Origin of the sequence: Faucicola mancuniensis, from assembly GCF_046523945.1 — a bacterium.
GTDB lineage: Bacteria > Pseudomonadota > Gammaproteobacteria > Pseudomonadales > Moraxellaceae > Faucicola > Faucicola mancuniensis.
On the sequence record NZ_CP171363.1, the window covers coordinates 2,110,587 to 2,131,287 of the forward strand.

16 protein-coding genes and 1 pseudogene are annotated in these 20,701 nt (G+C 39.8%); 11 read left to right on the plus strand and 6 right to left on the minus strand.

The genetic code is table 11. The features are described 5' to 3' along the window. Positions 1–93 precede the first annotated feature (93 nt). From ACGTJS_RS10405 to ACGTJS_RS10420, 4 genes are read left to right on the plus strand one after another with little or no spacing between them, the layout of a single operon-like run. Positions 94–774, plus strand: a complete 681-nt coding sequence (locus ACGTJS_RS10405; protein ID WP_410472003.1) for a WG repeat-containing protein — start codon at positions 94–96, stop codon at positions 772–774. Positions 775–785: 11 nt separating this feature from the next. Beyond that, a complete protein-coding gene (locus ACGTJS_RS10410) occupies positions 786–2,498 on the plus strand; it encodes an Hsp70 family protein (RefSeq protein WP_410472004.1) in 1,713 nt (570 codons plus the stop codon). Between the two features lie 37 nt (positions 2,499–2,535). Next, positions 2,536–4,554, plus strand: coding sequence for a J domain-containing protein (locus tag ACGTJS_RS10415; RefSeq protein WP_410472005.1), 2,019 nt, complete (start codon positions 2,536–2,538; stop codon positions 4,552–4,554). Positions 4,555–4,569: 15 nt separating this feature from the next. Then, the gene (locus tag ACGTJS_RS10420; protein ID WP_315042257.1) at positions 4,570–5,157 is read left to right on the plus strand and encodes a cob(I)yrinic acid a,c-diamide adenosyltransferase; all 588 of its coding nucleotides are present in this window, start codon (positions 4,570–4,572) and stop codon (positions 5,155–5,157) included. Positions 5,158–5,242: 85 nt separating this feature from the next. On the opposite strand, the gene ACGTJS_RS10425 is transcribed toward ACGTJS_RS10420, so the two are convergent. Further along, complete coding sequence (locus tag ACGTJS_RS10425) at positions 5,243–7,114, minus strand: SurA N-terminal domain-containing protein (protein ID WP_410472006.1); 1,872 nt, start codon at positions 7,112–7,114, stop codon at positions 5,243–5,245. Between the two features lie 214 nt (positions 7,115–7,328). Between ACGTJS_RS10425 and ACGTJS_RS10430 the strand changes: the two genes are divergently transcribed. The 5 genes and pseudogenes from ACGTJS_RS10430 to ACGTJS_RS10450 all read left to right on the plus strand — a co-directional run bounded on the left by ACGTJS_RS10430 (position 7,329) and on the right by ACGTJS_RS10450 (position 12,487). Continuing rightward, the gene (locus ACGTJS_RS10430; protein WP_315042260.1) at positions 7,329–8,030 is read left to right on the plus strand and encodes an FFLEELY motif protein; all 702 of its coding nucleotides are present in this window, start codon (positions 7,329–7,331) and stop codon (positions 8,028–8,030) included. A 58-nt stretch (positions 8,031–8,088) separates the two neighbouring features. Next, positions 8,089–9,033, plus strand: a complete 945-nt coding sequence (gene ubiE, locus ACGTJS_RS10435) for a bifunctional demethylmenaquinone methyltransferase/2-methoxy-6-polyprenyl-1,4-benzoquinol methylase UbiE (RefSeq protein WP_410472007.1) — start codon at positions 8,089–8,091, stop codon at positions 9,031–9,033. A gap of 131 nt (positions 9,034–9,164) precedes the next feature. Next, positions 9,165–9,842, plus strand: a complete 678-nt coding sequence (locus tag ACGTJS_RS10440; protein WP_410472009.1) for a hypothetical protein — start codon at positions 9,165–9,167, stop codon at positions 9,840–9,842. 255 nt (positions 9,843–10,097) lie between these two features. Beyond that, positions 10,098–11,552, plus strand: a complete 1,455-nt coding sequence (locus tag ACGTJS_RS10445; protein ID WP_410473260.1) for a DUF3360 family protein — start codon at positions 10,098–10,100, stop codon at positions 11,550–11,552. A gap of 115 nt (positions 11,553–11,667) precedes the next feature. Continuing rightward, positions 11,668–12,487, plus strand: a pseudogene (locus ACGTJS_RS10450) (IS5 family transposase). Between the two features lie 40 nt (positions 12,488–12,527). Here ACGTJS_RS10450 and ACGTJS_RS10455 read toward each other — a convergent pair. Both ACGTJS_RS10455 and ACGTJS_RS10460 read right to left on the minus strand, forming a co-directional pair. Further along, a complete protein-coding gene (locus tag ACGTJS_RS10455; protein ID WP_410472010.1) occupies positions 12,528–13,796 on the minus strand; it encodes an HmuY family protein in 1,269 nt (422 codons plus the stop codon). Between the two features lie 39 nt (positions 13,797–13,835). Next, positions 13,836–15,929: a TonB-dependent receptor plug domain-containing protein gene (locus ACGTJS_RS10460; RefSeq protein WP_410472011.1), complete on the minus strand. Its 2,094-nt coding sequence runs from the start codon at positions 15,927–15,929 to the stop codon at positions 13,836–13,838. A 241-nt stretch (positions 15,930–16,170) separates the two neighbouring features. On the opposite strand from ACGTJS_RS10460, the gene ACGTJS_RS10465 reads away from it, so the two are divergent. Both ACGTJS_RS10465 and ACGTJS_RS10470 read left to right on the plus strand, forming a co-directional pair. After that, entirely contained in the window at positions 16,171–17,202 is a 1,032-nt protein-coding gene (locus ACGTJS_RS10465) for a helix-turn-helix transcriptional regulator (protein WP_315042269.1), read from the plus strand. A 27-nt stretch (positions 17,203–17,229) separates the two neighbouring features. Further along, positions 17,230–18,087: a TerD family protein gene (locus ACGTJS_RS10470; protein WP_410472012.1), complete on the plus strand. Its 858-nt coding sequence runs from the start codon at positions 17,230–17,232 to the stop codon at positions 18,085–18,087. 32 nt (positions 18,088–18,119) lie between these two features. On the opposite strand, the gene ACGTJS_RS10475 is transcribed toward ACGTJS_RS10470, so the two are convergent. The 3 genes from ACGTJS_RS10475 to ACGTJS_RS10485 all read right to left on the minus strand — a co-directional run bounded on the left by ACGTJS_RS10475 (position 18,120) and on the right by ACGTJS_RS10485 (position 20,430). After that, on the minus strand, positions 18,120–18,578 hold the full coding sequence (locus tag ACGTJS_RS10475) for a diacylglycerol kinase (protein ID WP_410472013.1): 459 nt from the start codon (positions 18,576–18,578) through the stop codon (positions 18,120–18,122). Positions 18,579–18,653: 75 nt separating this feature from the next. Next, positions 18,654–20,237, minus strand: coding sequence for a two-component system sensor histidine kinase CreC (gene creC, locus ACGTJS_RS10480; protein ID WP_315042274.1), 1,584 nt, complete (start codon positions 20,235–20,237; stop codon positions 18,654–18,656). A gap of 28 nt (positions 20,238–20,265) precedes the next feature. After that, the gene (locus ACGTJS_RS10485; protein ID WP_315042276.1) at positions 20,266–20,430 is read right to left on the minus strand and encodes a hypothetical protein; all 165 of its coding nucleotides are present in this window, start codon (positions 20,428–20,430) and stop codon (positions 20,266–20,268) included. Between the last annotated feature and the right edge of the window lie 271 nt (positions 20,431–20,701).

Below are 20,701 nucleotides of genomic sequence, written 5' to 3' on the forward strand. Positions count from 1 at the left end.
ATAACGCTAGGATATCTTACATATCATGCAATAACTTATCCACGAGAATGGGGTTATGACTATACGACTTCATCAGAAACTTTACCAGATGGCTTGATTATCGTTGTCAAACGTGATTTAAACGAAAATCCCATGTTTGGTAACTTGGGCGTTACCGAGCAACATGGTTTGGTGAATCCCAAAGGCGAATTTGTCGTGCCATTGGGTGAATATGACGAGATTTTTGAATTTTATGACAATGGCTTAATCAGCGTGCTTAAAAATGACAAATATGGTTTTATCAACACCAAAGGTGAAATTGCGATTCCCTTAATGTATGATGATACCAATGGTGGCTTTCATCAGGGTTTGGCAAGTGTTGAAAAGAATGGCAAATTTGGCATGATTGATGTCAAAAACCAAACGGTGATTCCTTTTGATTATGATAATCTAAAAATACTGGAAAATTTGGACGGTAATATTTATTTTGAAGCCACCAAAAATGACAAATCAGCACTGCTTAATCCACAAAATCAAACGATAACAAAATATGAATACGATTTCATCAGCCCCATTTATCGCTCCGAGTTTTTTATTGTAAAACAGGGTAAAAAACATGGGGTGATTGACAATACAGGTAAAATTATTGTGCCGATTGAGTATGATTTTATAGATGACACGCTACAAAGCACTGACCCGTATAATTTTGATTTGTCACAAGACTATATCCGAGCCAGTCAAGATGATAAAGATTATTTATTTGACAAAATGGGTAAACAAGTTAAACAAAAATAAAGGAAAAAAACATGATTATTGGTATTGATTTAGGTACAACCAACAGCCTTGTCGGTGTTTGGCAAGACGGCAAAGCGGTGCTAATCCCCAATGCGTTGGGCGAATATTTAACGCCATCAGTGGTGAGTATTGACAAAAATGGGGCTGTTTTGACAGGCAAAATCGCCAAAGAACGCCTTGTCAGCCACCCCAACCAAACGGCTCACACTTTTAAACGCTTTATGGGTAGCCAAAAAGTTTATACTTTGGCAAATCAACGCTTTAGCCCAGAAGAATTGTCCGCATTGATTTTAAAATCGTTAAAAGCCGATGCCGAAAGTTATCTTGGCGAAACGGTAACAGAAGCGGTGATTACCGTGCCTGCCTATTTTAACGACACCCAACGCCAAGCCACCAAAAACGCCGCTCAACTGGCAGGCTTGACCGTCAAACGCTTGCTCAATGAACCAACGGCAGGGGCGATGGCGTATGGCTTGCACCATGCCAAAGATGAACAAAAATTTTTGGTGTTGGACTTGGGCGGTGGTACGTTTGATGTAACCTTGCTTGAGTTGTTTGCAGGCGTGATGGAAGTGCGTGCGTCCGCAGGCGATAATGTGTTGGGTGGTGAAGATTTTACCCAAATTTTAATCAAAGGTTTTATGGATTATCAAGCCAAAACCCACCAAACCACCACCGATTTTTGGCAAGATTATCAAGCCTTGTTATACGACCAAGCCGAAATGTTAAAAAAACAGCTAAGCACCCAAAATACAGGCAAAATGAGCTTGACGGTTGATAACCAAACTTATGAATGGCAAACAAATATTGACGAATTTACCGAATTGAGCGAACCTTTGTTAGAGCGGTTTAAAGCACCGATTGAGCGAGCGGTGCGTGATGCCAAAATCCGTGTCAAAGAGCTTGATGAAGTGGTGTTAGTCGGCGGTGCAACGCGTATGAGCGTTTTTCGTGCCTTGACGACCCGTTTGCTTAAACGCTTTCCATCAATCAACCTAAATCCCGATGAAACCATCGCCATCGGTGCGGTGATACAGGCGGGTTTGGTCGCTGATGATATCGCCCTTGATGAGATGATTTTGACCGATGTCGCCCCATATTCGCTGGGCGTGGACACCAGTATTCAGATTAATGAACATCATTTGCAAAACGGCATTTTTTCGCCGATTATTGAACGAAATACCATCATTCCGACCAGTAAAGTCAAAAATTTTACCCCTGCACACGACAACCAAACCGAAGTCAATTTTAACATTTATCAAGGCGAAGCCAGACTGGTCGCCGACAATATTAAACTGGGTGAATTAACGGTCGCCATTCCCAAAAAATACCACGGCAAAGCTACGCAATTACCGATAGATGTCCGCTTTTCTTATGATGTCAATGGTTTGTTAGAAGTGGATATCGACTTTGCAGGAGAAACCGCCAACATCAGCATTGAAAACGGTACAAAACAGCTATCCGCAGAAGAATTGCAAGCGTCCAAAGACAAATTGTCATTGTTAAAAATCCACCCACGAGATGACGCAAAAAACCGTCATATCTTGGCTCGTGCCGAACGTCTGTACGCTCAGCGATTGGGCTTTGACCGTGAACGCTTAAATTATCTGATTACTTGGTACGAAAGTATGCTAGAGAGCCAAGACCTTGATAAAATCCGCCATGCCAACAGCGAAATGCTTGCCAAACTTGACGAAATTGAAAATCATGATGATTATTTTTAATTTTTTTAAATAATCAATCTAAATTTTTGGGAAAAATATGAATAATTGTTGGCAAATATTGCAAATTGAACCCACCGCAGATGAAAAAGCCATCAAAAAAGCCTATGCCGTTTTGTTAAAACACAACAAACCAGACAAAAATCCACAAGGCTTTCAACAACTGCGAGAAGCCTACGAAACCGCCTTAAATGAGCGGTATTGGTACGCCGATGATGAAGATGACGATGAATATGACAGCGATGATGATTTTGCCGAAAACATTGCCGATGATATGCTTGATAAAGTTGCCATTGATAAAACGGTCATTGACAATCAAAATTTTGCACCGCCCATTTCATCAACCATTGAGCCAATCAGCTATGCTTACGCCCCAGTTCATCAAGTGGCTAACGCTACAACGGACGTAAATCATGAAGATGGTTTTAATGAAGATAACTCTGTTGAAGATACTGAAGCTACTTCATCAACCATTGAGCCAATCAGCTATGCTTACGCCCCAGTTCATCAAGTGGCTAACGCTACAACGGACGTAAATCATGAAGATGGTTTTAATGAAGATAACTCTGTTGAAGATACTGAAGCTACTTCATCAACCATTGAGCCAATCAGCTATGCTTACGCCCCAGTTCATCAAGTGGCTAACGCTACAACGGACGTAAATCATGAAGATGGTTTTAATGAAGATAACTTTGTTGAAGATACTGAAGCTACTGAAGAAGATTTTGATAGCTTTGATGACGAAAATTTGCCACGTTGGACAGCGATTTGGCACAATCAAAATGACCATGAACTTGTCAAAACCCTTGTCGCCCAGTTTGGGGAATTAAACGAACAATCTTTTGATTTTGTGCATGATTATGAAGTGGCATTGCTACAATTTTTGGCATATCAAGAGCCGATTTTTCCACAAAGTTATCAAACTAGTTTTGACTATTTTGCTTGGCAAAATTATTTAAACAGTTGGCAAATTGACAATTATCCGTGGTTTTATTTAAAGCAACTTGATGATAATTATCAAGATTTTGGCAAATTTGGCCAACAAAACATTGATACGATTTTGGCAGTCAATTATCCGCATATTTACAAAAGTTGGGATTTGGATAGATTTAACCGTTTTAAATTTTTAAAAAATCTTAACAGTTTGCCACAGCTAGCCTATGAATTAAGCCAGCTAAATGCTGCTATAGACAGAGCGACACGCCATTATTTAAGCTACACAAGCCATAGCCCTGTATTAGATACGCTTAATAATTTACAACAAGATGTCAAACTTAAACAGCTTAATGCATGGGTATTTGACAAAGTCTTTGGTGTTAAAACGATAGCTTTGTTGATTGCTGTCTTTGCCATTTTAACCGTCATCGGTGGCTTGGTTTTTGGTGATTGGGTGTATGTTTATAGCAATTTGGGCTTGTTGTTGATAGGTGTGTTAGTGTGGTTTGGGTTTTGGCAAATGGTTTTTTGGTTTTTGGCAAGACCTGACAAATTTACCTTGGACTTGAGCGACCCTGAGCTGTATCGTGGGTTGCTTGGGGCGAGTAGTTTGGTGTTTATCGGTTTTTATGGAAAATGGGGTAACCAAGCCGACAACTGGGCGACATCGCTACACCAATCAGGCTATTATTTTGCCCATATTGCAGGTATGCTGGCGTTGGGCTTGTTGGTCTATGCCGAGCAACAAAAAATCCTACCCAACACACTTTTGACCGCTTCACGAGCCTTTACGCTTATGGTGGTGGCGTTGGGCGTGCCGTTATTTGCTATGAGCATTGGCTTGGCTGGCAAAAACGAATTTATGACGATTATGGCGATTTCGCCTTGGATTTGGTGGATTTATGCCTTGCCAAGCATTGCCTATCGCTTTAAAATTTTTAACCATGAATTTATCATCAGGCTGTTATATGTCGTTCATCAATTTGTTGGCTTTTTTTTAGGGGCATTTTTGCTTATTTTATTGTTAAATCTGCACCTTGTGGGCTATGGCTTAGCAGGCGTGGGCTTGTTTTTAATCGGTCTGGTTCATGCGTATTGGATTAGAACTGACAAATTTTTATAAAAACGGAGAAAAAATATGGGTAATCGTTTATCAAAAATCTACACACGCATAGGCGATGACGGCACAACAGGCATGGCGGACGGCTCGCGTCTTACCAAATCGGACTTACGCTTTGACACGATGGGCGTGGTGGATAATCTGAACGCCCAAATTGGTTTGTTACAAGCGGTGGTAAACCGTCAAAACAATGCCAAATCTGACGATTTTTGTCAAAAAATCAATGCACAAATCAGCCAAATTCAGCACAAATTATTTAACATTGGCGGTGAAATCGCCTTGCCAAACCATGCCGAAATTGGCTATGTCGCTATCAATTCGGACGATGTTGTTACGCTTGAAAACTGGATTGATGACTATAACCAAAACTTGCCTTATTTAAAAGAATTTATCTTGCCAGCAGGTTCAGAAGCGACTTGTCAAGCCCATATCACTCGCTGTTTGGCGCGTGATAGCGAACGATTGTTAATCAAATTAAACGAACGAGATAACAACATTAACCAAAGCACACGGCAATATATCAATCGTTTATCCGATTTTTTATTTGTATTGGCACGAGTCATTGCAAGGCTTGATGGAGGTACAGAAGTGATTTGGCAAAAATAATTCTTGTTGAAAATCATGGTTTAAATTTTGGATAAAAAAATACCCAACAATTTTAAGGTTAGGTATTTTTTTGTTGTTAATGGCTTTAGTGCGTTTGCACATTTTGCTCATTAATTTTGACTTCATGCACCGAACGCAAGTACGCCAAATAATCTTCAAACTGCGACTGTCCAATATTATCACGAAGCATTTGTGCGGTTTGTTGGCGGATTTGTGGCGTTACTTGGCGATTATCACTAGTAATTTTGCCACCGACAATCACGCTCACGCCTTGTTCGGTCATCTGCGTGGTAGCCGTTAGCTTGTCGTCAGCACTTGCCATCGTAAATGCCACGCCACGCTCTTCATCAAGCAAGGCAGGGTTTAAACGATTGGTCGTACCAAGATTTTGAAAATCTGCACCTACATTATCCAAACTATTGTTTTTGTTAATATTATCCGCAATGCTTTGGGCTTTTGTTTTGGCAATCGCTTTGGCTTTTTCCACGGTCAAACGCTGTTTGATAACTGGGATCGCTTCAGTTTGGCTTAAACTTTTAACAGGGCGATAATCGTTCGGTTGTACCCACAACACACGATTTGGCAATTCAACGCCGACAGACACTGTTTTATCATGAATTAACGTATTATCAAAAGCAGTGCTAATGACGGCAGGTTGGTTTAACACGCTGGTGTTGTTCAGTTTGCTGTAGTCGTTGATATGCTTGATGTTTAGTTTATAACGACTGGCGATTTCGTTGATATTTGCTCCGCTTACCGCATCATTGTTGATTTTGCCAATCAAATCTTGATACATGGCTTCACGTTTTTGTTGGGTGATTTGTTCAACCAATGTTGCTTTGACACTGTCAAGGCTTGGTGGATTTTGTCCATTGATTTTGACCAATTGAAATAGATGATAACCGTAATTGGTCTGAATTGGTGCGGTGATTTCGCCTGTTTTTAAGTTTTTAATCGCATTGACAATTTTGTCAAAATCGTTGGGAAACATGGCTTTGCTAATCGTACCAATCTTTCCGCCATCATTTTTACTGCCTTCGTCTTGGGAATATTGTTTTGCCAAAGTCGCAAAATCGGCTTTTTTATCATCAAATTGTTTTTTAACATCATTCAAAGTGGCTTTGGCTTTGTCGCCATTCACCAAAATCATCGCCACATCATAGCTGACTTCATTTCCAGAATCTTTTAAATATTGTTGATACTGTGTTTGCAGTTCTTCGGCGGTTGGCGCAGGCACAGACAACGTATTTTTATCCAGTTCCAAATATGCCAAATTCACCATTTCTTCGCTTTTTAGATTGTCTTTGTTGGCTTGATAATAGGCATTGATGTCTTGGTCGCTGACTTGAACCTGTGGGGCAAACTGTTGCCAATCAAGGCGTGCCACCCACAGCGGACGCACTTGGGTTTGCATATTGATAAAATGCTCAATGCCACTGTTGGCAAAAATCCCTGTGGACAAAATGCTACGGCTAAACGCTGGCACGACTCTGTCATTACGTAAAATGGCAAAAAGTTGGTCTTTGTTAATGCCTTGTGAACGCAAATAATTGCCAAAAATTTCATTAGAAAATTTGCCGTCCGCCCCTTGAAAATTAGGGTCAGTGGCAAGCATTTGGGTCAGAGCGGCGTCTGAAATGCTAAAACCCAGTTGTTGTGCTTGTTGCAAAATCAAATAACGGTCAATCAAGCTATCCAACACTTGACGGCGTAACGCTTCATCGTTAATCAAACTGGCATCGCCTTTGACCGACTCTAGCAAAGCTTCACGGCGTTGATTGACGGTGTTTTGTAAAGTGGACGCATCAATATTTTGCTCGCCAACTTTTGCCACTGCATTTGGGTCATCGCCTTGACGCACGATAGATTCAAAACCTGTAATCGCTAAGGGTAACAAAAATAGGATAAGTAAACCTTTACCTGCCCAACCTTTTAAAAACTCTCGTAATGCTTCCATCGTGGCTCGCTTGCTTGAATAAAACTAAAAAATGGTGTCAAAAATTAGTCCAATATTTTAAAGTATTTAAGCCAAAAAATCTATGCTATCTATCACATTTATTGCCATTTTTAACAATTTAGCACCATTTTATTATTGTAATTTTGCTAAAATTGGTTTACCTTAGAGTTTTAATTTATAATCAGATAAAAATTAGACAAAAAACCGAACATTTATGAGTACTTTAGCCGAATTACAGTACAATTTAACCGAGTTTTGGGCATTGCCTTATCACAGCAATCCTGCACTTTTTGCCAAATTACAAGCGGTGCAAGCATGGCAACGAGAGCGGATTTTAGCCATCCATCAAGACCAATTTGGCGACCCAAAATTTCAGCCAATGGCGGATTTTTTGGTGGGGCAATTATACGGTGGCGACAAATTTGCCACTCTTGCCAAACAGCTTGAACGCATGATAAAAAAAGGCGAAAAAGTAGAAAAATTTATCCCAGACAGTGCTTTGTCCACAGGCGTGGCAGGGGTGAATGAAGCGATTTTTGCAGTGAAGTTAGACTTACAATTATCTCAATATTTATTTGATAATCAGCTTGATGTTAATGAGCAAAATATGCTCATTGCGTATCGTGCCATCAATGCCGAAAACGAGCGAAAACAACAGATTGAACAGCTTAGACAAATGTTTTATCAAAGTGATAAATATTTAAAATCTTTTATTTTGCAAAAAACCTTTGCACTTGCTAAACCATTGGCGTACAAGCATGATTTTGATGCGTTATATGAGTTTATCAATGAAGGTTTTGTGGCGATGAAACCCATTAAAAGTATGGGCGATTTTATTGAGCCATTTTGCCAAAAAGAATTGCAAATTATTGACAATGTTCATCAAAATAAACCCAATCCATTTTCTTTATCTTAACAAATTTTTAACAGTGTTTTTATTGTTTAATAGCTAATTCATTTAACAGGAAAATCTTATGAGCGACAATACAATCCCAAGCCAACCAGAATCGACCCAAGCAACGCAACAACAATTTGCCAACACGCAAGACTTGCCACCATCAACGCCACAAGGGCAACAAATCACTCGTGAACAATTGTCAAATCCAAACTCAACCCAAAGCTCAACAGGTTTTGACAAATCAGCGATTTATAATCCGCATACCGAAGCCACAGACGGCAACGAAGACACGCATTTTGGCTATAAAACCGTCAAAAAATCAGAAAAACAAGAAAAAGTTGCCGAAGTTTTTACATCAGTTGCCAAAAAATATGACATTATGAATGATTTAATGTCGTTTGGTATTCACCGCCTTTGGAAACGCTATGCGATAAGCCTAACAGGCGTGCGTTCGGGGCAAAGCGTGCTTGATATTGCGGGCGGTACGGGCGATTTGGCAAAAGTGTTTAGTAAAGAAGTCGGTCGTACAGGTCATGTCGTGCTGTCGGATATTAACGAAGCCATGCTTGAAGTTGGTCGTGAGCGTCTGATTAACGCAGGTTGTAACAATGTGGATTTTGTGCTTGCCAATGCTGAAAATCTTGAGCCATTTGCCGATGAGAGTTTTGACTTGGTAACGATTAGTTTTGGCTTACGTAATGTTACCGACAAAGATGCGGCGTTGCGTTCTATGTATCGTGTGTTGAAAAAAGGCGGTCGTTTACTGGTGCTTGAGTTTTCAAAGCCTGTATTTGAGCCGTTGTCAAAGGCGTATGATTTGTATTCGTTTACCGCGTTGCCGTTGATGGGCAAAATCGTGGCGAATGATAGCGAAAGTTATCAGTATTTGGCAGAAAGTATCCGTATGCACCCAGACCAACGCACGCTTAAAGGCATGATGGAAGACGCTGGATTTGTCAATTGTGATTATCATAATTTGACAGGTGGGATTGTCGCTATTCATCGTGGTTTTAAAAAATAATTTTTAACAATTTTAAAGCAATCGGTAGGGGCGTATTGAATACGCCCATGATTCATTTTATTTGGAAAAGTTCAAAAAATGGATTTTGGCAAATGTAAAATTTTTGTCAATTTAATTAAAAAAGGTTAAAAATGTTTACAGTTTTACTATTGGCAGGCGTGGAAAAAATAATCAATTTATCACTTGCCACCGACCCAATCACTCAGCATAACTTACAACAATTAAACGGCAAAACCTTACGCATTGTCATCGGTCAACCACGCTTAAAAATGGACGTATTGTTCAATGACAAACGCATTCGTTTTGAACCTGTCATCAGCAAAACGCCGATTTTTGAGCCAAAACTTTCTGATAATAATGCTTTAAATCGTAATTTAACTCCAAACGCCACCATTTTTGCCGAAAATATCACCCACCTATTAGAGCAATTTAATCAAAATAGCCTAAGCAAATATCCATCAGTTTATGAAGATGAGCCTTTGCAACATGATGAGCAGTTTTTGGCAGATGTAGAGCATTTGTTGGCAAATTTTGACCCAGACATTATCGGAAAATTGCAAAATATTGTTGGTTTGCCGATTGCCAGTCAGTTGGCAGGGTTGTTTGATATGCTCAAAAATAATCATACCAATCGCCAAAGTTTTTATCCAGAAAATGATTTTCAACAGCAAAGTTATCGGCATGATAATCACCAACAAGCCGATAGATTAGACCCACAAACTCGCTTAACCCAGTTAGAACAACAAGTAACTGAATTGCAAAAACAAATTGAAATTGAAAAACAAAAGCTTGAAAAATCAATGGGTTAGTTGTTACAAAAATACTATCATCATTTTAAAAAATACCAAAAATCATGGCTATCTATGACAAAAACGGCATCAATCGCAGATTGGTGCTTGTTTTTTATGCAAAAATCGTTTAATTTATCCATGCTTCTTTGATTCAAAAAGTTACATTTTGAATCAAATAAGTAATATTGTAATAGCAACGGCATTGACGCAGGTTGCAGATTTCAAAAGGAGTTTATTTTGAGCGATTCACAGGTCATTGAGTCTGACATTGATATGTCAAAATCTTATGAACAGTTGCATAAGCCAAGTTCTAGTTTTTCCAGCCGAGCGGATTATCTTAATCATGAGCTTCAGATTATGAAGCCAAAACGCTGGGGTGTAAATTTACCTTTTAAAGATTATCGTTTTGAGTTTGAAGATGCCATTCCTGCATTGGCGGGGACGATTGGCAAAATCGTGATGGTAGGAGCGGTAGCGGCGGCGTTTGCTGTGCCGTTAGGCTTGCCAGACAGTTTTGTGTTAGAAAATGTGCGGTATGAATTACTGATTGTCTCGGTGTTTATTTTGCTGTTTTCTGGTATGTTTTTGCCAACGTCAAATTTGCCCGGTACGCATGGACCTCTCATTCCATTGATTCCGATTGTGGTTGCCGCAGGCGGACATCCATTGGCATTTGGTTTGTTAATCGGGGTGTTTGGTTTGGCGTTAGGCTTGCTAAAAGGCGGTAGCTTAATGGCAAAACTCACCAGTAATGGTGTATGCGGTGGGTTGCTATTGTACCTTGGCTTTGTGGGAACTATCGGTCAAGTGGATAAAATGATGAAATGGGCGGCAAGCATTAATTTGCCACACATCGCTTTTATCATTATTTTGGCAACAATTATTTTGTATGCACTGCTTGAGCATTGGCAAAAACGTTGGTTGGCTGTGCCTGTTGGCTGTTTGATGGCAGGCGTGTTGGCGTTTATTTTTGGAGCACCGTTTGAGTTTAAGACCGCCCCTGGTTTGCCACACATGAGCCCAACGTATTGGTGGGGAGAAACCACAGGCTGGCAAATGGGTCTGCCAACATTTAACAGCTTTTTGGTGGTGTTTCCATTTGCGGTGTTAGCGGTTGCGATGTGGACACCAGATTTTTTGGGTCATCAAGTGTTCCAAAAATTAAGCTATCCAGAAAAATCTGAAAAAACCCACATGAATATTGATGATACAACGATTGCTTGTTCTATGCGACAAGTTGCAGGTTCGGTATTGGGTGGTGCAAACTTCACCTCATCTTGGGGAACGTACATCGTCCCTGCGGCTATTGCCAAGCGTCCAATCCCAGCAGGGGCGATTTTGACGGCTGTTTTTTGTATCATGGCAAGTCTTTGGGGTTATCCGATGGATTTGGCAGTTTGGCAACCTGTGTTATCTGTGGCGTTGGTGGTCGGTGTGTTTGTACCGTTACTAGAAGCAGGCATGGAAATGACCCGTAAAGGCAAAACCACACAATCTGCCGCTGTTGTGGTGTTCTCTTCAGCGTTGGTAAATCCTGTGTTTGGTTGGTCTTTGACTATGTTGTTGGATAATCTAGGATTAATCGGTGATAAACAACGCAGTACCGATTTGGGCTTTGCAGGACGAGTGGTAATTCCTTCGGTGGGTTTTGTTATCTTGTGCCTTGCGATGGGTGCAGTCGGTATGTTGCCAGGGATTCCAGCGTTTTTACCACAGTTTAGACATTGATTTTGATGTTGTATAAAAAACCATTTACGATTGTAAATGGTTTTTTATTAGACCTCTTTCCAAACCTTAATAGTGATTTGGTATAATACTGATTTTTAGAAAAAACAGCAAAAGCATGATACCCGAACAAGCAGAAAAACTCAGTGACGCACAATTTAAACGCTACTTTGGCATCCAAAGAAGTACCTATACTCATATGCTCACCATACTACAAGAAGCATACAACGAACAACACAAAAAAGGTGGCAGGAAAAATGAAATCAGCCTAGAAAACAAGCTCATGCTGACTTTGAGTTACTACCGAGAATATCGCACCCAATTTCACCTAGGGCAAGACTTTGGTATCAGTGAAAGTGCTGTCTGTAAAACCATCAAATGGGTAGAAAGCATACTGATAGCCCACAAAGACTTTGCCCTACCTAGCAAAAAGGCTTTATGGCAAGACCCAAACCTTGAAACCGTACTGATAGACGCAACCGAAGTACCTTGTGAGCGACCCAAAAAAAGCAACGCAGGCAATACTCAGGTAAAAGAAACACCACACCTTAAAAGCACAAATCGTTGTCGATAAAAACAGCAAAAAAATACTTTGTACCCATTTTAGCAAAGGTAAAACCCATGACTTTAAACTTTACCAATACTCAAAAATGCGTATAAAGCCTAGTATCTTAATCCAAGTAGATTCGGGCTATCAAGGCATACACAAACACCATGCCAATAGCAAATTCCCAAAAAAGAAAACCAAGCTTAATCCACTATCTAAAGTTGACAAACAAGCCAATCGAGAATTAGCTTCTGAACGGGTAACCAATGAACATGTTATCGGCAAAATCAAACGTTTTAAAATCCTAGCCTGTCGTTATCGTAATCGCAGAAAACGCTTTGGCTTAAGGGTTAATTTGATTTGTGCCATTTATAATTTCGAGTTGGGTTAGTTTGGAAAGAGGTCTATTTTGCCAAAAATTTTTGGTCGGATTATTTAGGTTGAATACCAAATTCAAAGACCCAAGATGTTGGCAAAAGGGCTTCACTAGTAGCGTATTTGATTTCGGCTAAACGCATACGAGCGTAGCTATCACCTTCAGCAGAACGAAGCAATACGCCTTTGGCAGTGTCTTCAGGTTTTGCGGTAAGTTTATGGTTTGTGCCGTTGTAGGTGTACCATTGATAGTCTATGTTTGGAAATGTACCTGTATAAGCTGGATTTAATGGCGAGCTAAAACTATCTGATACCCAAGCTCTGGCAGAAGTTGGCAATCTGTACTTCTGTGTATTCTGCAAATCTGCCAAACTTTCTTGGATATTGTTCTGATTGAATTTTTCGGCAATTGCTTCGCCTTTGTCATCATAGTAACCAGTTGGTTGTTTTGCCAAAAAGCCTGCAACTTTGCCTTTGCCACTTGTACCGCCGTTTAGTTTGATTTTATCTCGTTGCAGTGCGATATGCCAGTTGCCATCGGCTGTGGTGGTTTGTGATGTGCTTAAGTTAATATAAGTCCACTCTGTTTGTGACGATGCGTTAAACATTTGTGTTTTAACATCATTTGGCGTAGCTGTGTCAATCCAACGCAAGGTTGGATAGCCAGATGTTGCACTTTCGTTGTAATAATTAATCACTTGCAAGGCAAAAATCGGTGCTTGTACGCTACTGGTGGTATTGGCACTGGTGTTATCGGTGGTAATCAAATAAACACGGTTATTGGGTGCTAATTGGTGCGTGTCCATGTTGTATTGATACCATGATTGTGTGGTAAAAATACCTGCCGTGCTGTCTAATATATAGCGTTGGGCGATGTTTTGTTTAGATTTTGGGTCAATGGTGGCGTTGGTATAAGTTTTTAATTCAGACCAATCAAACAGACCTAATGACGCACCTTTGCCAGTGCCACTTGTACCGCCATTTGTCCAAAATGTTGGAGTTCTACCTGTTGTATTGTCAAATTTAAAATCCCAAATTGTGCTATCACAGCCAACTTCTGTTTTGCTATCAAAGTCATAACAAATGGCTTCTTTTTTGGTGCTATCCACTTCCCAAGTTGCCGAATCGCTAAAAGTTGCAGTCGGTGTTTGGTTGGCATTGTTTGCATTGCCGTTGTTGGTATTACTGCCATTGCTATTGCTTGCGTTGTTGCTTGCGTTATTACTAGGGGTAGGGCTACTTGAGCCACCACCACCGCCACCACCACAAGCGGTTAAGCCGACAGTTGCCAACAAAGTGGCTAATACAGTTAATTTATGGTTCATACGATTGCTCCTGTTGAAAAAAAACGGTTAAAAATACGATTAAAATTGATACGTTGCACCCAATAACCATTGACGATTATCAAGATTGCTTTGGTCATTGCTATCGCTGGTATCTCGTTGTTTATCAAACACATTGTTAATAGCAGTATAAACGGCTAATTTTGGCGTTGCTTGATAATTGAATTTGGTATTCCAAACCCACCAAGCAGGCGAGTAGGCGACTTGTTCACTGTCAAGCAAATGTTTGGATTCGTACATCGCTTGATTGACCCAATCTAACTTTGGCGTGATTTGATAATTTGCCAAAATGCCTGCTTTATGTTTGGGGCGTTGGGTCAATTCTGTGCCAGTTGTGGTATTATGCGTATGCAAATAACCATAATTGAACTGTAACTCAAGGTTTTTTAACGCTTGCCAATGAATTGCCACATCACCGCCATAAGTGGTCGCATTGTCCACATTGTCATAGCCATAAATTGCAATATTGTCTTCATAACGTAGTGGTTGGGTGCGGTCAGTTTGAATCAAATCTTTAATATCATTGTAAAATAAATTAACAGAAAGATTTAAATTTTCTAAAATATCTGCTTGATAACCCAACTGATAACTGGTAGATGTTTCAGGCACTAAGTCAGAACTGCCCAGCACCTTATAACCCAACGCACTGTGGTCAAAGACATAATAACGCTCTTTTAAATTTGGCACACGATAACCACTGCCAACGCTGGCTCGCCAAGTATGGTTAATGCCTGTATCACCGATATGATTGTACTTCACAGCCAGTTTTGGGGCGGTATTACCACCAAAATCGCTATCATCTTGATAACGAATACCCGTAATCAGCTCCCAATTATCACCAATTAACCAATCATTTTGTAAATAAACTTCGCTCACATCTCGCTGTTCTTTGGCACGGTTAAGTTCGTTATTGCCATTGTTTTGTTGTTGCAAATCGTCTTTTTGATGGCTAAAACCCACTTGCCATAATTGATAACTATTATCATTAATAGCTAAACTTGGAAAATCCGCTTGTAATTGAGCGATTTGGGTACTCATATTGGCGGTGCGGTTGGTTTGTTGCACACCGTTCATAGAGGTCGTAGAATGGCTATCATAGCCTTCATAAAATACCGAACCTGTCAATTTGGTATCTTGCAAAACATTGTTTATATTCTTTAATTGACCGTTAAACCCTAGCGAAAATCGGTTTTTATCAATGGCTTCTTCACGCAAAGTATTGTAGCTTAAAGGGGCTTTAAAAGTATCAAAACGGCTTTCATCATCTTCTTGATAATGCTCCATTTCTAGCCATGCTTTTTGCAAAAATGCTTGGTTTTGTTGGGGTTGATATTGGAGTTTTGCCGAAATTTGCTGTTGCTCGGTGCTGTCTTTTAGCTGTTTCCACGCATCTGGATTGATACGCAAGCCCTTGTCTTTTAAATGCGAAGCAGAAACCCTTGCCAACCAGTCGCCCTGTTTATCAAGCTGAATATCGCTACTCATCTCAACAAACTGATAATTGTCATCAAAATTTTTGCCACTCGGATTTTGTTCACCATTGGTCGCAACATTGGCAGTGATATGACCTGTTATGCGTTGGTCTTGGGGCTTTAAACGCTTGGTAATCACGTTCACCACACCGCCCATTGCCGAACTGCCGTATTGAGCCGATGAAGCCCCTTGAATGACTTCAATCTGTTCCACATCAACATTTAAATATTGACTAATGTTTACTTTTGAACCTGTGCTGGCAGTTACAGGCAATCCATCAATCAAAACCAACACTTGGTCGCCAGAAAATCCCTGTATGGTAACTTCATAGCCAGTTTTGCCGTGCAAAGGGCGTAATTGCAACTGTGGTAACAATTCTAACGCCTGTTTTAAGGTGCGAGCATGGTTTTCTTCTAATTGTTTTTTGCCGATGACGCTGACAGGAATGGGGGTTTCTTTGACACCTTTTTCGGTACGAGTGGCAGTAATGACGATTGTGTCAAGCGTGGTGCTAGGCGACATATTATCGGCTAAATTGTCATTGGTAAAACCAGTTTGACAACTGCCCATCATCATCAAGGCGAATAGGTATTGTAAAGATTTGGTTAATTGTCTAGGTTGAAAATTTGAACAAAAAATCATAGTTTATCTATATTAACTTAAGTTTTTTAAAATAAAATACACATTGTTAAAAATATCTCAAAAATATTTTATTACATATGATAATAATTATCAATAAAATATTGATAATTATTATTATTTTGTTTTAAATTTATAGGGTTCGATTTTGACAAAAAAATAACAAAAAATCGTCATAAAATTTAACACGACATAAAATGTCATGTTAGAATAACCGTATTTAAAAAAATTTGAAGGAAATATCATGGGAAAAACCAATCACCACAACGCCACCGCAACCACCGCTCGCCAATGGCATATCCTGTCGCAACTTGACCGCAAACGCTGGATAGGCACGAACCACATCAAAACGCAACTGGATTTGATGGGATTTGGCATGAGTATTCGCACCATTCAGCGAGATTTAAACGCTTTGGCGGAGCGTTTTCCCATTGAAAAAAACAATGCTAATCCGCAAGGCTGGCGTTGGCGTGAAGACGCACCCATGCAAAGTTTGCCCCACATGAATTTATCGCAAGCGGTCGCCTTTAGCATGGTAAAAGATAATTTGACCCAACTGTTGCCTCCTGCGGTGCTTGATGAGTTAGTGCCTTGGTTTGACCTTGCCAATCGTCAGCTAAAAGAGAGCAAAGTCGCAAACACGTGGCTAGACCGAGTAAGAATTTTATCGGCAAATCAACCACTTATTCCACCGCACGTGGATGCGAATGCCAAAGAAGCGGTGTATGAAGCCTTGTTTAATAACAAACAATTGATTGCCCATTATAAAGGGCGTGGGCGAGATGAGGCGACCGAATATACCTTAAATCCGTTGGCGATTGTTCAGCGTGGCGTGGTGATTTATTTGGTTGCCACCCGTCAAGATAAACAACCGACTGATGTTCGCCAATTTGCCTTGCACCGTTTTGAAAAGGCGACCGTCAGCGACAATGACGCACCATTGCCGACCGATTTTAACCTTGATGAATATATCAACACTGGGGCGATGGGCTTTAATTTTCCGTTATTTGACAGTTTAAAAACCCAAGAAAATCACAAACAAAATTATCCAATTAGTAATATTCATCTGATTTTTGAGCCAAAAGCGGGCAATAGTTTGCTAGAAAGCCAGTTGAGCGAAGACCAACACACTTGGGAAGATGAAGATGGCTTGCACGTTACTGCTACCGTCAATTTGACATCGCAGTTGGTATGGTGGCTTCGTGGTTTTGGCAAAGGACTTCGTCAAATTGAGCCAAATATTTTGGCATTGGCGGTTTTTGAAAATGACTTATAATCAATTAAAAAATTTGGAAAAAAAGTAATGACACAGACTAACGAGCAACAAGCCATAGACGTTTTACAAAAAATTGAAAGCCAAAATACGCTGAAAACCACGATTGTACACGACCGACTTGCCCAAAAAACGAACAATTTTGAACAAAACTTTGATGAAAGTGTCAAACAAACTGCCAAAAATGCCAATTTACCATTGGACGCACCGCCAAGCAATCCGCACGAAACTGAACAAAACGAGTTGGCATTGGCAGGCGTGTTGATTGATGAGTTGGCGGTCAGCTTAAAACAATGGCAATTTAGTTTGCATTGGCAACAGACCCGTGTGCCAAAGTCAGGTTTAATCAATCGCCTAAAAAAACGCACGCAGTTGATGGATTTGGATTTGTCGTGTCTGCTGTGCAACCGTTATGGCGAAGTGGTAGAGCGAGTTTGGTTCAAAAATGTGCGAGACCAAGCCGAGTCGGTGCGTTATCAAGGCGACGAGTTGCTTGGCGATAGAGCCTTGCACGTGCAGAAAAAAAACATGCTGGAAAAAACTGACGTAGAGCAAAAAATTGAGCCAAAATACGAAAATATTAACTTGTATTTGTCCAATATTCCACCACATATTTATCAAATTGTGTTGGTTATTTCGTCTTATACGGGCGATGATTTAAATTTGGTCGCACAGGGCGAATGCCATCTTAGCGATGATGAAGGCAATGTTATCAGCCAAATTTCTTTGCCAAAACTGCCTGAAAACGTGCCTGCCGTTTGGCTTGCCACTTTGACTCGTTCGGCAAACAGTTGGTATTTGGTTGAAAACAAACAACATTTAAAAAACCATCAACAATTTGAATTTGAAAAAGAAATTAGCAGTCAAATCATACGACAAGCTAGATAATATCAAAATTTTGATGCCCAATATCAACCGTGTTACCCAAAAAACGCCATCAACCATAATACCGTTATCAAACACAACGCCAAAAACTGTGCCGCCGAGCCGACATCTTTGCCGATTTTGGCAAGGGGGTGGCGTTCGGTGGACGTGTGGTCAATGGCGGCTTCTAGCCCTGTGTTAAACAGCTCCACCACCAACGAAAAAACACTGGCAAATACCAAAATCATTTTAATCACCAAGGCAAACGGCATAAAAATCAATGCCAATAACAAACATAAGTTTAGCCAAAAAACTTGGCGAAATGCCGCTTCATGTTGGTAGGCTGCCAAAAAACCGTCTTTGGAATAAGTGCTGGCTTTGATGATACGCCCAAAACCTGTCGTGCCTTTGATTTCACTGGCGTAACCTGATAAATGTTTGTGAAATTTTTCGGTGTTGGCGTGGTTGTTTCCATGATTTTCGTTATTTTGCGGTTGTTCCGTTGAATTTGGCATACATTTTTCCATAGATTGATTTAAAACGCATTATAAAACAATCTGTGATACCGTCAAGCACAATTTGTCTTATCTTTATGCGTGCATTTTTGGCAACAAAATTTGTATTTTGACAAAATTTTGTAAGTTTGGATTGTTTGATAAAAATTCATCAAAATTGTTATGATTTAACACAATTTTGTCGGCAGATATTTGTGAAAATGTGATGCTACCTGCGTGACGGTCTATCACTTGTTTTACCAAAGTTAAGCCCAAACCTGTGCCTTTTACAGATTTTTGTTGCTGATGTTGAGCGTGATTTTCCATAATTTCAATAATTTCAATGCTAAAATAACGTTCAAAGGCTTTTTGAATGACATAATCTGGCAAATATTCACTGTCGTTTAACACATTGATTTCAATTTGATTTTTGTCATTTTTTAATTGAATGATGATGACTTGATTGGCAAATTTGATGGCGTTATCAAGGATATTTTGCAGGGCTTGTTCTAGCCAAAATTTGTCCACATTTGCCATAACATTGTCATCAAAATCTTGAATGACAGTTAAGTTTTTTTGTTGAATCCATGCTTGTTGGTTGTGAATGGTGGTGTGGATAATCGGATTGATGGCTTGATGATGTTGATTTAGTTTAAAATTGGGCTGTTCTAATTTGGCAATGACAAGTAATTTTTCAACCAAAGTTTGTAGTTTGTCCGATTGTTGCAAAATTGTTTGGCTAAATTGTTTACGATGTTTGGCAGGCAAGTCATCGCCAAGCAACTCGCCACTGGCACGAATGGCGGTTAGCGGGCTTTTTAGCTCGTGGGTCAGCGTATGTACATAGTCGGTAACGTAGGCTTTGTTTTCAATGGTGTTTTTCATCTCATTGATGGCAATCCCCAGCTCGTTTAACTCTTTTCCAAGATAAAAATGGGGCGGTGGGGTGCTGGCAAGATTTTGGGTGTAGCGGTTAATTGTCTGAATACTGTAGCGAAGCCACCACGCCATCAGCCCTGTAAACAACAGCCCAAGCCCTGCGATATACAGCATGGTCTTCAAAATTTCATCACGGCTAAGATTGATATAAGGCAACAGGCTTAACACAGGCTTGCCAACGCTCACCACGCCAATCAACTCGCCATTTTGGTTCAAAATCGGCGATGCCACATACATTACAGAACTGTCAGCAATCGTTGGGTTTTGCTTGGACGACCTTGCTCCATATTTGCCTTGCAAAGTCAGATACACATCATTCCAACGGCTAAAATCTTTGCCAACCGCTTGATTTTGGCTATCATAAATCACCACGCCTTTTTGATTGGTAATGTAAACGTGCAGTTGGCTTTGGGTTTTTTGGTCATACCAAACTGGAAAATTGGGCTGAGTTGGATTGTAAGGTGCAAATGATTGTGCTAAATCTTGTTGAAAATCACGCTGATAAATCTGTCCAGATACCACCACAGGGCGAAGCGACACCGCCAAAATCCGTGAAATATCCACTAAAGTATCTTCCACCACACGCTGAGCCGATGGCTTGATAGTTTTTTGTAACTGATAAATGGCAAGCGTACTGGCAAGCACAATCACCAAACCAAACGCAAACCAAATACGAAAAAATACACTAAAACTTAAGCGCTTTTTAAAAATATGGTCTAAAAATTGATGAAAATTTTTCACAAAAATAACAATCTAATATTACCAAAGATTAACACATTTTTTGGTGTAAATATCGGCGAATGGCTTGATAAATTCGCTCATGCACATAGGATTTATGACGGTATTTTCCCAAAAATTTTAACAAATAATGCGTTATCGCTCGCATGATTTCTTTTTTGATGGTGTTGTTTAAGGTTGAACGATTGCGGTTCATAATGTGCCTTGATATGCCTTTTTAAAGTGATTTGGTTAACTGAATTGATAACTTTTATTTGCTTTTAGCATTGTAACATTGTTTAAAAATTTTTCAATTGTTAACTTTTTACAAAGCTAAAAAAAGAATTTGACAATCGTTAATTCTATGGTTAAAATAAGTCGCTAATTTTATATTTAAACTTTTAATATTGCAAAAATATAGGTCAAAAATTGGCAACTTTTTTTATTAAAAAACCAAAAAAAATGGTAAAAAACCATTAAAAAATAAG

What these genes read in the sequence shown, in the direction of transcription:
- ACGTJS_RS10410 (WP_410472004.1), top strand. Translation starts at nt 786, where the DNA reads ATGATTATTGGTATTGATTTAGGTACAACCAACAGCCTTGTCGGTGTT.
- ACGTJS_RS10415 (WP_410472005.1), top strand. Translation starts at nt 2,536, where the DNA reads ATGAATAATTGTTGGCAAATATTGCAAATTGAACCCACCGCAGATGAA.
- ACGTJS_RS10420 (WP_315042257.1), top strand. Translation starts at nt 4,570, where the DNA reads ATGGGTAATCGTTTATCAAAAATCTACACACGCATAGGCGATGACGGC.
- ACGTJS_RS10425 (WP_410472006.1), bottom strand. Translation starts at nt 7,114, where the DNA reads ATGGAAGCATTACGAGAGTTTTTAAAAGGTTGGGCAGGTAAAGGTTTA.
- ACGTJS_RS10430 (WP_315042260.1), top strand. Translation starts at nt 7,329, where the DNA reads ATGAGTACTTTAGCCGAATTACAGTACAATTTAACCGAGTTTTGGGCA.
- ubiE (WP_410472007.1), top strand. Translation starts at nt 8,089, where the DNA reads ATGAGCGACAATACAATCCCAAGCCAACCAGAATCGACCCAAGCAACG.
- ACGTJS_RS10440 (WP_410472009.1), top strand. Translation starts at nt 9,165, where the DNA reads ATGTTTACAGTTTTACTATTGGCAGGCGTGGAAAAAATAATCAATTTA.
- ACGTJS_RS10445 (WP_410473260.1), top strand. Translation starts at nt 10,098, where the DNA reads ATGTCAAAATCTTATGAACAGTTGCATAAGCCAAGTTCTAGTTTTTCC.
- ACGTJS_RS10455 (WP_410472010.1), bottom strand. Translation starts at nt 13,796, where the DNA reads ATGAACCATAAATTAACTGTATTAGCCACTTTGTTGGCAACTGTCGGC.
- ACGTJS_RS10460 (WP_410472011.1), bottom strand. Translation starts at nt 15,929, where the DNA reads ATGATTTTTTGTTCAAATTTTCAACCTAGACAATTAACCAAATCTTTA.
- ACGTJS_RS10465 (WP_315042269.1), top strand. Translation starts at nt 16,171, where the DNA reads ATGGGAAAAACCAATCACCACAACGCCACCGCAACCACCGCTCGCCAA.
- ACGTJS_RS10470 (WP_410472012.1), top strand. Translation starts at nt 17,230, where the DNA reads ATGACACAGACTAACGAGCAACAAGCCATAGACGTTTTACAAAAAATT.
- ACGTJS_RS10475 (WP_410472013.1), bottom strand. Translation starts at nt 18,578, where the DNA reads ATGCCAAATTCAACGGAACAACCGCAAAATAACGAAAATCATGGAAAC.
- ACGTJS_RS10485 (WP_315042276.1), bottom strand. Translation starts at nt 20,430, where the DNA reads ATGAACCGCAATCGTTCAACCTTAAACAACACCATCAAAAAAGAAATC.